Origin of the sequence: Prevotella sp. kh1p2 (genome assembly GCF_900111525.1) — a bacterium.
Lineage (GTDB): Bacteria > Bacteroidota > Bacteroidia > Bacteroidales > Bacteroidaceae > Prevotella.
The window spans coordinates 65,461-77,579 of the sequence record NZ_FOHY01000003.1; the positions used below are offsets into that span (position 1 = coordinate 65,461).

Annotated in this window: 12 protein-coding genes and 1 tRNA gene; 11 read left to right on the forward strand and 2 right to left on the reverse strand. The window is 55.3% G+C overall.

All coding sequences use genetic code 11. The features are described 5' to 3' along the window. The first annotated feature begins 236 nt into the window (after positions 1-236). Complete coding sequence (clpB, locus tag BMW31_RS02860) at positions 237-2,825, forward strand: ATP-dependent chaperone ClpB (protein ID WP_091821038.1); 2,589 nt, start codon at positions 237-239, stop codon at positions 2,823-2,825. A 704-nt stretch (positions 2,826-3,529) separates the two neighbouring features. Here clpB and cmk read toward each other — a convergent pair. Continuing rightward, positions 3,530-4,222 carry a (d)CMP kinase gene (gene cmk, locus BMW31_RS02865; RefSeq protein ID WP_091820843.1) on the reverse strand — a complete coding sequence of 231 codons (693 nt, stop codon included), beginning with the start codon at positions 4,220-4,222 and terminating at the stop codon, positions 3,530-3,532. Between the two features lie 40 nt (positions 4,223-4,262). Continuing rightward, the gene (porQ, locus tag BMW31_RS02870) at positions 4,263-5,210 is read right to left on the reverse strand and encodes a type IX secretion system protein PorQ (protein WP_091820845.1); all 948 of its coding nucleotides are present in this window, start codon (positions 5,208-5,210) and stop codon (positions 4,263-4,265) included. Positions 5,211-5,326: 116 nt separating this feature from the next. Here porQ and BMW31_RS02875 point away from each other — a divergent pair, with 116 nt between their 5' ends. The 10 genes from BMW31_RS02875 (at position 5,327) to BMW31_RS02920 (ending at position 12,030) form a co-directional block, all read left to right on the forward strand. Continuing rightward, entirely contained in the window at positions 5,327-6,052 is a 726-nt protein-coding gene (locus tag BMW31_RS02875) for an energy transducer TonB (protein WP_091820847.1), read from the forward strand. A gap of 78 nt (positions 6,053-6,130) precedes the next feature. Continuing rightward, positions 6,131-7,105, forward strand: a complete 975-nt coding sequence (locus BMW31_RS02880; RefSeq protein WP_091821040.1) for a polyprenyl synthetase family protein — start codon at positions 6,131-6,133, stop codon at positions 7,103-7,105. Positions 7,106-7,164: 59 nt separating this feature from the next. Then, positions 7,165-7,863 carry a hypothetical protein gene (locus tag BMW31_RS02885; RefSeq protein ID WP_091820849.1) on the forward strand — a complete coding sequence of 233 codons (699 nt, stop codon included), beginning with the start codon at positions 7,165-7,167 and terminating at the stop codon, positions 7,861-7,863. Beyond that, positions 7,844-8,653 carry a TatD family hydrolase gene (locus tag BMW31_RS02890; RefSeq protein WP_091820851.1) on the forward strand — a complete coding sequence of 270 codons (810 nt, stop codon included), beginning with the start codon at positions 7,844-7,846 and terminating at the stop codon, positions 8,651-8,653. The genes BMW31_RS02885 and BMW31_RS02890 overlap by 20 nt, the downstream gene beginning before the upstream one ends. Before the next feature lie 313 nt (positions 8,654-8,966). Continuing rightward, positions 8,967-9,054: transfer RNA gene (locus tag BMW31_RS02895), tRNA-Ser, on the forward strand. A 32-nt stretch (positions 9,055-9,086) separates the two neighbouring features. Continuing rightward, positions 9,087-9,932, forward strand: a complete 846-nt coding sequence (locus BMW31_RS02900; RefSeq protein WP_091820853.1) for a MotA/TolQ/ExbB proton channel family protein — start codon at positions 9,087-9,089, stop codon at positions 9,930-9,932. Then, on the forward strand, positions 9,929-10,432 hold the full coding sequence (locus tag BMW31_RS02905) for a hypothetical protein (RefSeq protein ID WP_091820855.1): 504 nt from the start codon (positions 9,929-9,931) through the stop codon (positions 10,430-10,432). The genes BMW31_RS02900 and BMW31_RS02905 overlap by 4 nt, the downstream gene beginning before the upstream one ends. A 23-nt stretch (positions 10,433-10,455) precedes the next feature. Next, entirely contained in the window at positions 10,456-10,986 is a 531-nt protein-coding gene (locus BMW31_RS02910; RefSeq protein WP_091820857.1) for an ExbD/TolR family protein, read from the forward strand. Continuing rightward, a complete protein-coding gene (locus tag BMW31_RS02915) occupies positions 10,983-11,453 on the forward strand; it encodes an ExbD/TolR family protein (protein ID WP_091820859.1) in 471 nt (156 codons plus the stop codon). The genes BMW31_RS02910 and BMW31_RS02915 overlap by 4 nt, the downstream gene beginning before the upstream one ends. 79 nt (positions 11,454-11,532) lie before the next feature. After that, positions 11,533-12,030: an Lrp/AsnC family transcriptional regulator gene (locus BMW31_RS02920; RefSeq protein ID WP_091820861.1), complete on the forward strand. Its 498-nt coding sequence runs from the start codon at positions 11,533-11,535 to the stop codon at positions 12,028-12,030. Positions 12,031-12,119 lie beyond the last annotated feature (89 nt).

Sequence of the window (12,119 nt, forward strand, 5' to 3'; positions counted from 1 at the left end):
AGCGCTGCCGGCAGGCGGTTTTCGCGGACATGCCGTTCAAGGCGCTTGAAGCTATGGGTCAAGGCGCTTGAAGGGCAGCTTCAAGGGGCTTGAACGATAGCTGCAGTTTTGGGGGAGCAATACGACAAAATGGCAGACCCGTTTCTGTCTTTGGCGTAAAAGCCGGCTTCGGCATATCCTTTGCGTGCAGATGGATGGATAAAACGAAACTGAAAGAAACGAAAGGAGAACAAGATATGACATTCGACAAATTCACCATCAAGGCACAAGAGGCCGTTCAGGAGGCCGTGAACACGGCTCAGCGGGCCGGCAACCAGGCCATTGAGCCGGTGCACCTGCTGCAAGGCATCATGCAGAAAGGCCGCGACGTGACCAACTTCATATTCCAGAAGTCGGGCGTCAACACCATGCAGACAGAGTCGCTCGTGCAGAGCGAGATCGACCATCTGCCCAAGGTGCAGGGCGGACAGCCCTATTTCTCGAACGAGACCAACCAGGTTTTCGAGAAGACAATGGACCTTTCGCAGCAAATGGGCGATGATTTCGTCTCCATAGAGCCCATGCTCATGGCGCTGTTACAGGTCAACTCAACGGCTTCGCGCATCCTGAAAGATGCCGGACTCACCGCTGCCAACACCACCAAAGCCATCCAGGAGTTGCGGCAAGGGCAAAAGGTGCAGAGCGCATCGGCCGACGAGAACTATCAGGCTTTGAGCAAGTATGCCAAGAATCTGGTAGAAGAAGCGCGCAAGGGCAAGCTCGACCCCGTCATTGGTCGTGACGAGGAGATACGCCGCGTGCTGCAGATACTCTCGCGCCGGACCAAGAACAACCCCATCCTCATCGGCGAGCCGGGAACCGGAAAGACAGCTATCGTAGAGGGACTGGCCGAGCGCATCGTGCGCGGTGACGTGCCCGAGAACCTCCGCAACAAGCAACTCTACTCGCTCGACATGGGTGCACTGGTGGCCGGAGCTAAGTACAAGGGCGAGTTTGAGGAGCGACTGAAGAGCGTTATCAAGGAAGTAGTGAACGCGCAGGGCAACATCATCCTCTTCATCGACGAAATCCACACCCTCGTGGGGGCAGGAGGAGGCGAGGGAGCGATGGATGCCGCCAACATTCTCAAACCCGCCCTGGCCCGCGGAGAGCTGCGTGCAATAGGCGCAACGACGCTGAACGAGTACCAGAAATACTTCGAGAAGGACAAGGCGTTGGAACGTCGGTTCCAGACGGTGATGGTCGATGAGCCCGATGAAGTTGACGCCATAAGCATCCTCCGCGGCCTGAAAGAGCGCTACGAGAACCATCACAAGGTGCGTATTCAGGACGACGCGTGCATTGCTGCTGTGCAGTTGTCGGAGCGATACATCAGTGACCGCTTCCTGCCCGACAAGGCCATCGACCTCATGGATGAGGCCGCAGCCAAGCTACGCATGGAAAGAGACTCGGTGCCGGAGGAACTCGACGAGATTACCCGCCACCTCAAGCAGCTCGAAATTGAGCGAGAAGCCATTAAAAGGGAGAACGACCAGCCCAAGATTGAGCAGCTGGACAAGGACATAGCGGGGCTTAAAGAGAGGGAGCATGCCTTCCGCGCCAAGTGGGAAGCAGAGAAGAACCTCGTGAACAAGATACAACAGGACAAGCAGGAGATGGAGAACCTGAAGTTTGAAGCCGAGCGCGCAGAACGCGAGGGCAACTATGAGCGCGTGGCAGAGATACGTTACGGCAAGCTGAAAAGCCTGCAGGACGACATCGACAACATACAACTGCAACTCAAAGCCACGCAGGGCGGCGAGGGCATGGTACGCGAGGAGGTGACTGCCGACGACATAGCAGAGGTGGTGAGCCGCTGGACCGGCATTCCCGTTACGCGCATGATGCAGAGCGAACGCGACAAGTTGCTGCATCTGGAGGAGGAACTCCACCGCCGCGTCATTGGCCAGGACGAGGCCATAACGGCCGTAGCCGACGCCGTGCGCCGCTCGCGCGCCGGCCTGCAAGACCCCAAGCGGCCCATCGCCTCCTTCATCTTCATGGGCACAACGGGCGTGGGCAAGACCGAGCTGGCAAAGGCTCTGGCCGACTATCTGTTCAATGACGAGAACATGATGACGCGCATCGACATGAGCGAATATCAGGAGAAGTTCAGCGTGTCGCGACTCATCGGAGCGCCCCCGGGCTACGTTGGCTACGACGAAGGCGGCCAGCTGACCGAAGCCGTGCGGCGTAAACCGTACAGCGTAGTGCTGTTCGACGAGATTGAAAAGGCCCACCCCGACGTGTTCAACATCCTGTTGCAGGTGCTGGACGATGGCCGGCTGACCGACAACAAGGGCCGTGTGGTGAACTTCAAGAACACGATTATCATCATGACCTCCAACCTCGGCAGCCAGTACATACAGGAGCGGTTCGCCGACCTCAACGACTATAACCGCGAGGAGGTTATCAGCGACACCCGCAACCGCGTGATGGAGATGCTCAAGAAGACTATCCGGCCGGAGTTCCTGAACCGCATCGACGATACCATCATGTTCCTGCCGCTTACCAAAGAGGAGATTTCGAAGGTGGTCATCTTGCAGATGAAGCGCGTAAAGAGCATGCTGGAGCCGCAGGGCTTCGACTTGGAATGGACGCCGGATGCCGTCGACTTCCTGGCCGATGTGGGCTACGACCCCGAGTTCGGAGCCCGACCGGTGAAGCGGGCCATACAGGATTACGTGCTCAATGAGCTCGGTAAGAAGCTCTTGGCAGAGCAAGTTCTGCGCGAGAAGCCCATCATCGTAGATGCCGCTAACGGTCAGCTCACTTTCCGCAACTAATCTTCCGCTTTCCCGCTCCTGGCGGGAAGGCTCACTATAACAGCAAGCCCTGCCGGACGTAAGCATCCGGCAGGGCTTTTTACATTCCTCACTGTCTTTTCGTTTTTATGTTTCTTTGCCCCTTGGTAGTATCTCCGCCCCAGTTTTAAAACTGCCGTTTGCGGAATAACAGTTGCCAAACAAACCGGTAACCTCCCCTTGGAAAGGGGAGGCGGAGGAGGGGATGACACACTGCAAAGTGCAAGCCACAGCTGCTGAATATCATCCCCTCCTACCCTCCCCTTTCTAAGGGGAGGAACTGATTACTACATTTCGGCTTTTAAATAAGAACAAACACAGAAATAACAGTTGCCAAACAAGCCGGTAACCTTCCCTTTTTAAGGGGAGGCGGAGGAGGGGATGACACACTGTGAAGCAGTTAATCAAGCACCAGTTTGTAAACTGTTAGAAATCAATACATTACAAACAAAGAAGCAAAAGGTGCCATTCAAGCCTCTTGAACGTATCCATCAAGGCTCTTGAAAGCATCATTCAGGGAGCTTGAAAGGCACCTCCAAGCAGCAGGCTGTTATTCTGCGGCTTCCTTTTTGCAATTTAAAGACAAAGTAAGGTAAGGTTAAAGACAAAGTAACAAAGTAAGAATTAACGGTTAAAAATTACTTTGTTACGATGTCTGAAAACAGGACCTGCAAACCCGGAGCAGGTTACTCGGTGGCTACTTCGCGGTATCTGTCGAGCAGCCACTGGTTCTGCTGCTCTATCGTCAGGTGGCTGTTGTCCAGTTCGATGGCGTCATCGGCCTTGCGGAGAGGCGACGTTTCGCGGTGCGAGTCTATGTAGTCGCGCTCCTGCACGTTCTTCAGAATGTCGTCGAAGTCGGCCTCCATGCCCTTTGCCTTGAGCTCGTCGAAACGGCGCTGCGCCCTAACCTCGGCGCTGGCGGTTACGAACACCTTGAGTTCTGCATAGGGGAAGACCACCGTACCGATGTCGCGCCCGTCCATCACGATGCCTTTGTCCTCGCCCATCTTCTGCTGCTGGGCCACCAAAGCTTTCCTCACAAAGGGCAAAGTGGCAATGGGACTGACGCGGGAGCTCACCTCGAGCGAGCGTATCTCTTGCTCCACGAGCTCGCCGTTGAGGTAAGTGTCGGGCCTGCCGGTCTGCGAATTGAACTTAAAGGAGATGCTGATGGCAGGCATTTCGGCCTCCAGCTCGGCCGTGCGGATGGTGCCGTCGGCATTGAAAAGCCCCTTGCGCAGGGCGTGGAGGGTTACGGCGCGGTACATGGCGCCTGTGTCTACGTACACGTAACCTATCTCTTTGGCCAGGTCTTTGGCCATGGTACTCTTGCCGCAGGAGGAGAGTCCGTCGATTGCTATGGTTATTTTTTTCATATCCTTGTTGTATATCTTGTCGTTGAATGATGTCGCCGGGTTACAGGGAGTAGGCCAGATTGACCACTATCGAACTGCTTGAGACGTGGTACTTGCCGTAAGCGAGGTTGAGTTTGAAGCGCTCCAGGTTCACTCCTGCGCCGAGTGAGAACCCTGCCCCGTGGCTGCTCTCGTTGTCGGTGTCGCGGTTCGTCTTCATTTCATCGGCCCTCCTGAAGTTGTAGCCGGCGCCTATCCAGATGCTCTCCGAGAGCAGCACGTCCACGCCTGCTGCCAAGTGGTTGATGAACTTGTAGTTCCAGTGGTTGAGATCAACGAGCGTTGCCGAGACGCGGAACGGCGTGTGCGTGAGCCGCTTGCTCACACCGGCCTGCACGTCGATGGGCATCTTCTCGTATTCATCATCGTAGGCCTTGAGCTGTCCGCCCAGGTTACGGGCCACGAGCGAGAGCGACCACTCGCGTTCATCGTCGTAGTAGTTGAGCCCGAGGTCAACACCCACGGCTATGGAGTTGTAGTCGCCGATGTATGAAGTAATGAACTTGGCCGCTATTCCGCCTGCAAGGCGGTCGGTGAGCATGTAGGAGAAGTAGCCCGCCAGGGCGATGTCCTTGGCCGAGAAGTCGCCCGTCTGCACGTTGTTCTCGTCAACCTGCTTCATCGTTCCGTAGCTGATGTACTGCGCGGAGACAGCTGCACTGGCCCTATCGCCGTAGTTCCGGTTGAACGCAGCACTGGCCACGTGGGCTCCGGACATGTAGTTCATGTAGTTGAGGTTGATGGTCTTGTCGCTCACCGACGACAAGAGGGCGGGATTGTTGAATATCAGCGCCTCGTCGTCCTCTATCAGCGTCACGTTGTCTCCACCCAAGGCAGCGGCATGGGCACTCACAGGCAGACGGAGGAAGTTATACAGCGTCTGGCTCTCCTGCGCGTTGGCAGCATGTGCGAAAAGCGTAACGAGAAGCGCGAAAACAACTTTTTTCATTTAAATTTCCTAATTATTTGGCAAAGATACGCCTTTTTTCAAATATCTGAGTTAAATTTGTAGGTGAATTCGATGTAATAACGAGAAAGTCGCTTTTTTAGTGTATAGACTCTAAAGTGGAAAAACAAAAAGCACATAAAGCCAGTTCCGACGCCAGCCGTACGCAGGGGTTCCTGTTAGGACTCATCCTTGTGCTCGCCCTGCTCTTCGTGGGTTTGGAATACAACTCAAACAACCGGGCGGAAGAAAACGATGATACGGCGATGGAAGACCTGGCCGAGGAGATGGAACTATTGTCCGATAAAGACCAGGAGGACATGATAACAGTGCCCGCGCCGAAGCCTGCCTCGCCCGCCGTAACGGAGGAATTGAAGATTGTGGACAAGCCTGTGGAGACATCGGACAAGATAACGCCCAACGCCGACCCTGACGCACAGGACACCGGAGAGGCTGCTGCCGTAAAGGGAAAGACTGACAGCAAGCAGGAAGAAGCTGCGCAGGCACAGGTTCAGGTGCCGGATGACAACCCGCTGCATGTGCGCATCGTGCAGCAGATACCTGAGTTTCCGGGCGGCATGGTGGAACTGATGAAGTGGCTGAACCGCAACTTGAAGTATCCCGTCATGGCCCAACGGCAGAAGATAGAGGGCAAGGTGGTGGTGTCGTTCATCATCAACAAGGACGGCTCCATTACCGACGCAAAGGTCGAAAAGTCCGTAGATCCGTCGCTCGACCGCGAAGCCATGCGCGTGGTTCGCATGATGCCGAAGTGGAAACCGGGCATAGAAAACAACCAGCCCTGCCGCACCATGTTCGCCATTCCCATCGTGTTCAAGCTCTGACGGCGGCCTCACGCTGCCACGCTCGCGGCCGGCAACGGTGCTGAAACAATAAACTGTAAACCGAAAACCATATCAATGATGTTAACAGCCGACGCAATCCAGAAGATGATTAACGCGTATCTCGACAGCCTCCCCTATGACCGGAGGCCCTCAACGCTATACGCTCCCATCCGCTATGTACTCTCTTTAGGCGGCAAACGCATACGGCCGGTCCTGATGCTGCTTGCCTACAACCTGTACAAAGACGACCCCGAACGCATCCTGAGCTCCGCCTGCGGGCTCGAAACCTACCATAACTACACCCTGCTGCATGATGATTTGATGGACAACGCCGACCTTCGGCGCGGCCACCAGACCGTTCACAAGAAGTGGGATGCCAACACCGCCATCCTTTCCGGCGACTCCATGCTCGTGCTGGCCTATCGACTCATGGCGCAATGTGATGCCGGCAAGCTCAAGCCTGTTATCGACCTGTTCACCGAAACGGCCTTGGAGATAGGCGAAGGACAGCAATATGACATGGATTTCGAGAGCCGCAACGACGTTACTGAGGACGAGTACATCGAAATGATACGCCTCAAGACCAGCGTGCTGCTGGCCTGCGCCATGAAGACGGGCGGCATTCTGGCCGATGCACCGGCAGCTGACGCCGACAATCTCTACAGGTTCGGCGAGCTGATAGGGCTGGCTTTCCAGCTGCAGGACGACTTCTTAGACGTCTACGGAGACACCAGGGTGTTTGGCAAAGCTATCGGGGGCGACATCATCTCCAACAAGAAAACCTACATGCTCATCAACGCCTTCAACCACGCCGACGCGCACCAGCGCAGCGAGCTGCAGCGTTGGACGGACGCCAAAGCCTTTGACGCCCAGGAGAAAATTGCCGCCGTAACGCAGCTCTACAATGAGATTGGCGTAGACAAGCTGGCCCAGCAGAAGATTGCCCAATACTTTGAGCAAAGCCGGAAGTACCTGGACGCCGTGCAGGTGGCCGACGACCGCAAGGCCGAACTGCGCACCTACGCCGAGCGAATGATGAAACGCAAGTTCTGAACGCTGCCTTTTTGATAAACAAGAACCATAAACTACCGTCACTAACAAATACCAACAATTTGCCCTATCGCCGACTACCAAAGACCGATGCAGCAAGGCTGAAGGTGCTGAAGACCCTGCTCGACAATAACGATATATATACCGTTAGGAACCGGTTCATTGACTGGAAATCGCTGAACCGTGCCCAACCCGTTTACGACCATCTGCTCACGGCCTGCGAGCAGTACCGGGTGTGCCGCCAGGCACAGACCCGCCACAAGGGCCGCATTGAGAAGTTGCAGCGCAATGCCACCATGTACGTGAGCCATTTCCTACAGGTTTTGCTCATGACTGTTGAGCGTGGAGAAATCAAACGCTCAACTCTCAAACTCTACGGTCTGCCCGACGACACCACCGCACTGCCCAACCTAAAGACCATGGACGGCCTGACAGAATGGGGAAAGCATACCATCGAGGGCGAACGCGAGCGCCTGAAGCGCGGCGGCAGACCCATCTACAACCCCACGATAGGGATGGTGAGCACGCACTACGACATCTTTGTAGACATCTACCAGCAGCAGAAACAGCTGCAGGAACGTACGCAACGCGCGCTTGACGACATCCAGCGGCTGCGGCCGGAGGCCGACGAGGTTATCCTGGATATATGGAACCAGATTGAGAAGCACTTCGAGAACGAGCCGCCCGAAGTGCGTTTTGCCGAGTGCCGGAAGTTTGGCATCATTTATTATTACCGCCGACATGAACCCCACATTTATTGATACGCACGCTCACCTGGATGGTGAGGAATTCAAAGACGACCTGCCCGAGGTCATCAGGCGGGCCAAGGAAGCCGGCGTAAGCAAGGTTTTCCTGCCTGCCATCGACCTCTCGTCGGTTCCGGCCGTGCTCAACGTGTGCCGCAGCTACCCCGGTTACGCCTACCCCATGATAGGACTGCAGCCCGAGGAAGTGCGCGCCGACTGGCAGGAAGTGCTGCAACAGATGAAGCAACTGCTGGATGAAAGCCGGCGGGAGCCAACCAACGGCTGCCCGTTCATTGCCATTGGCGAGGTGGGACTCGACTTTTACTGGTCGCGCGAGTTCGAGAGCGAGCAGCTCCTGGCCTTTGAGCAACAGGTGCGATGGGCCGTGGAATACCGGCTGCCGCTCATGATTCATTGCCGCAAAGCCCAAAACGAGCTGCTCCATATACTAAGGAAATACGAGCAGGAGCTGCCCGGCGGCGTGTTCCACTGCTTCACCGGCAACCGCCAAGAGGCCGCCGAGCTGCTGCGTTTAGAGAAGTTCGCACTCGGCATAGGCGGCGTGCTGACGTTCAAGAGCAGCCATCTGCGCGAAGACTTGCCGGCCAGCGTGCCCCTCGGCCGCATCGTACTGGAGACCGACAGCCCCTACATGGCTCCCGTGCCCCATCGCGGCCAGCGCAACGAGAGTGCCTTCGTGGCGCTGGTGTTGCGCCAGTTGGCCCAGAGCTACGGCGTTACGGAGGCCGAAGTTGCTGCCGTAACCAACGCCACGGTGAGCCGGCTGTTCCCACTGTCCAATTAAAACAACCATCGTTGCGGGAACCTGCAAGCACCTGATACGGGCGCCTGCAGGTTCCCGTTTTTCATGCCCGTGCGGCTCGCCCGGCAGCTTTCCGGCCCTCGAAAACGCCCTGCGCTGAAACCGCCATGTACAGGGGCTTTTCAAAGAGCTATGCTTCAAGCCTCTTGATGGCATCATTCAAGGGGCTTGAAAGCACCCTTCAAGCGCCTTGAAGCATACCTCCGGCAACGCGTCTAACCCTTAAAGAAATTTAAATATCAACGTTTCTTGCCCGTGTTAGGTAAAAAAGGAATACTTTTGTAAGCCGAAACAAGGAAAGATGCTCGAGTGGTTGAAGAGGCACGCCTGGAAAGCGTGTAAGCGTCAAAAGCGCTTCCGGGGTTCGAATCCCCGTCTTTCCGCTTTTTCTTTGTAGCTTCTAATTGTATTTGAAATGAACAGTCTAATTGCAAGATTTGCAATAGTAACCCTCTTTATACTTGCTTTCAGTCACATTGCCCAGGCTGCACCTGACTCCGTTAAGTCGCATGCCGTACCACAGGTGGCTGCCGACAGTATTGCCACCGACAGCGCAGGAGCTGCCGGCATGCTTGATGATGCCCTCGCGGATGCCGACGACCCCACGCTTGCTGCAATGGAAGACCAGAGCTTCCACCATTCGCTCAAGACCAAGTTCATAGAAGGAAACGCCGGTTTCATGTCGCTCGTGGCGCTTGCCCTGGTCATCGGACTGGCTTTCTGCATTGAACGCATCATCTACCTGAGCCTCTCGGAGATTAACGCCAAGCGCTTCATGGAAGACTTGCGGCAGAAGATTGAAGCCGGAGACGTGGAGGGAGCCAAGGCCCAATGCAACGAAACGCGCGGCCCCGTGGCAGCTATCTGCGCCCAGGGCATTGAACATATCGACGAAACCATTGACCACGTGGAGCGCACGGTGGCAGCTTACGGCACCGTACAGGCGGCCAACCTGGAGAAAGGTTGCTCGTGGATAACCCTCTTCATCGCCATGGCGCCGTCGCTGGGGTTCCTGGGCACGGTGATTGGTATGGTGATGGCATTCGACCAGATACAAACAGCAGGCGACATCAGTCCCACCATCGTGGCCGCCGGTATGAAGGTTGCGCTCATTACAACCATCTTTGGCATCATCGTGGCGCTCATCCTGCAGCTGTTCTACAACTACATTCTCTCGAAGATAGACCATCTGACAAGCCAGATGGAAGAGTCGGCCATCACGCTGCTCGATGCCGTCATGACGTACAAAACGAAGAAATGAAGCCCGCATTTACCCATAATTGGTCGACCGAACGCATCTCACAGCGCGTTTTCTACGTGCTCATAGGGGTCATCGTGCTCGTCTTCGGCCTTTTTTATCTTGTGGGGTTCGACCTTCCTTTCATCGAAGACCCGGCTTTCAAGGCACCCTTCTTTACCGGTGCCGTGCTCGTGCTGATGTACTTGTTGCTCCTTGGGGCGCTGTGTACGGCGGCATGGGCGGTCTATACCACGCTCAAGAAGCGGGGCAAGGGCGGCCGGATGGACAACAACATTCCCGTAAAGAAGCTCGCCTACGGCATGCTTTTCATCACCTTGGGGCTGCTTGTGTTCACCTTTCTGTTTGGCTCCACCGGCGCCATGCTTATCAACGGCAAGGATTACACCGATGCTTTCTGGCTGCGTGTAGCCGACATGTTCATCAACACAACGGCCGTTCTGATGGTCATTGCCATTGGAGCAGCCATATTCGGTGCCACACGCTACTACCTCGGCAGATAGCAGCGGGCTAAAAAGAGAATAGGATGTTTTTCAAGAAACGACGCCACGCAGTTCCCGGATTGAATACAACATCAACGGCCGACATCTCGTTCATGTTGCTCATCTTCTTCCTCGTCACCACTTCAATGGACGCGGACAAGGGGCTGTCGCGCCAGCTTCCGCCCGCCAACGAGCAGAAGGAAGTGCCGCCAACCGATGTGGTAAAGGGCATGGTGCTGACGTTGCACATCACGGCCGACGACAGTCTGCTGCTCAACGACAAGCCTGCAGACGTTGCGAAGCTGCGCCCCCAGGTCGTGGAATTTGTGAGCCGGGTGGGCAAAAAGCATCTCATTTCCGTAGATACCGACCCCAATTCCAGCTACGATGCCTACTTCCGCATGCAGAACGAGATAGTGGCAGCCTACCGCGAAGTGCGCAACCGCGCCGCCGAACAGCAGTACGGCAGGCCGTATGCACGCTGCACGGAGCAACAGAAGGGTGCCGTGAGGACGGCATATCCGCAGCGCGTGGTCGAAAAATACAACCTGCAGCAGGAAGGAGGCACCCCATGAGTATGTTCGAACGCAGGCACCGGGAGATGCCGGGACTGAATACATCGTCGCTGCCCGACCTCATTTTCACCGTTCTCTTTTTCTTCATGATCGTTACCCACATGCGTACGGTAACGCTGAAGGTGAAATACCAGGTTCCGCAAGGCACCGAACTCACGCGCCTAACCAAGAAATCGGCCGCCACCTATATATATATAGGCCGGCCGATAGATGCCCACAACAGGGTGACGGGTAACGAGAGCCGCATCCAGATGAACGATAAGTTCGTCTCGACAGCCGAGATTGCCGATTACATCTCGGCCGAACAAAAGCGCATGAGCCCAGAAGACCTGCAGCAGCAAACCGTATCCATACGCGCTGACAGGTCAACTCGCATGGGCATAATCACCGAAGTAAAGCAGTCGCTGCGCCAGGCAGGAGCCTTGAAAATTAACTATTCGGCCGAACAATCAGGCAGACAAAACTAATACTTAGCTGCTTTTTTAACACAAACAGTTGCTGAATACAATATTTTTGACTAACTTTGCAGTCAAATTATCATAAAAGATGGCACATCATAGTTTAGATGCATTAGACAAGAAAATCCTCAAGTTGATAGCTGAGGATGCACGAATACCGTTCCTGGAAGTAGCTCGCGCCTGCAATGTCAGCGGCGCCGCCATCCATCAACGTATTCAGAAGTTAACAAATCTGGGAATACTGAAAGGCTCCCAGTTTATCATCGACCCGGAGAAAATAGGTTACGAGACCTGCGCTTACGTAGCTCTGTACCTCAAAGACCCGGCCAGTTTCGACCGTGTTGTGGCCGAGTTGAGGAAGATACCCGAGGTAGTGGAATGCCATTATACCACCGGCGGCATGGATTTGTTTATCAAGCTGTACGCTCTCAACAACCATCACCTCATGGAAATCATCCACGACAAGCTGCAGCCTCTGGGCCTCTCGCGCAGCGAAACCATCATTTCGTTCAACACGCCCATCAACCGCCAGCTGCCCATCACGGGCCTGCCGGAGGTTGCAACGGAGCCGGAAACAGAGGAATAGCTGACCATCTACAAGCTGTAAGAGCGTGAACTTCTGTTCACGCTCTTTTTGTTTGCACACACCAATGCCCTTGCATAGAGGGCTGCAGA

Bases quoted from the DNA above. Each gene is read 5' to 3' on its own strand.
- BMW31_RS02905 (WP_091820855.1), top strand. From the start codon at position 9,929: ATGAAGCCCGCATTTACCCATAATTGGTCGACCGAACGCATCTCACAG.
- cmk (WP_091820843.1), bottom strand. From the start codon at position 4,222: ATGAAAAAAATAACCATAGCAATCGACGGACTCTCCTCCTGCGGCAAG.
- BMW31_RS02915 (WP_091820859.1), top strand. From the start codon at position 10,983: ATGAGTATGTTCGAACGCAGGCACCGGGAGATGCCGGGACTGAATACA.
- porQ (WP_091820845.1), bottom strand. From the start codon at position 5,210: ATGAAAAAAGTTGTTTTCGCGCTTCTCGTTACGCTTTTCGCACATGCT.
- BMW31_RS02880 (WP_091821040.1), top strand. From the start codon at position 6,131: ATGTTAACAGCCGACGCAATCCAGAAGATGATTAACGCGTATCTCGAC.
- BMW31_RS02900 (WP_091820853.1), top strand. From the start codon at position 9,087: ATGAACAGTCTAATTGCAAGATTTGCAATAGTAACCCTCTTTATACTT.
- BMW31_RS02890 (WP_091820851.1), top strand. From the start codon at position 7,844: ATGAACCCCACATTTATTGATACGCACGCTCACCTGGATGGTGAGGAA.
- clpB (WP_091821038.1), top strand. From the start codon at position 237: ATGACATTCGACAAATTCACCATCAAGGCACAAGAGGCCGTTCAGGAG.
- BMW31_RS02920 (WP_091820861.1), top strand. From the start codon at position 11,533: ATGGCACATCATAGTTTAGATGCATTAGACAAGAAAATCCTCAAGTTG.
- BMW31_RS02910 (WP_091820857.1), top strand. From the start codon at position 10,456: ATGTTTTTCAAGAAACGACGCCACGCAGTTCCCGGATTGAATACAACA.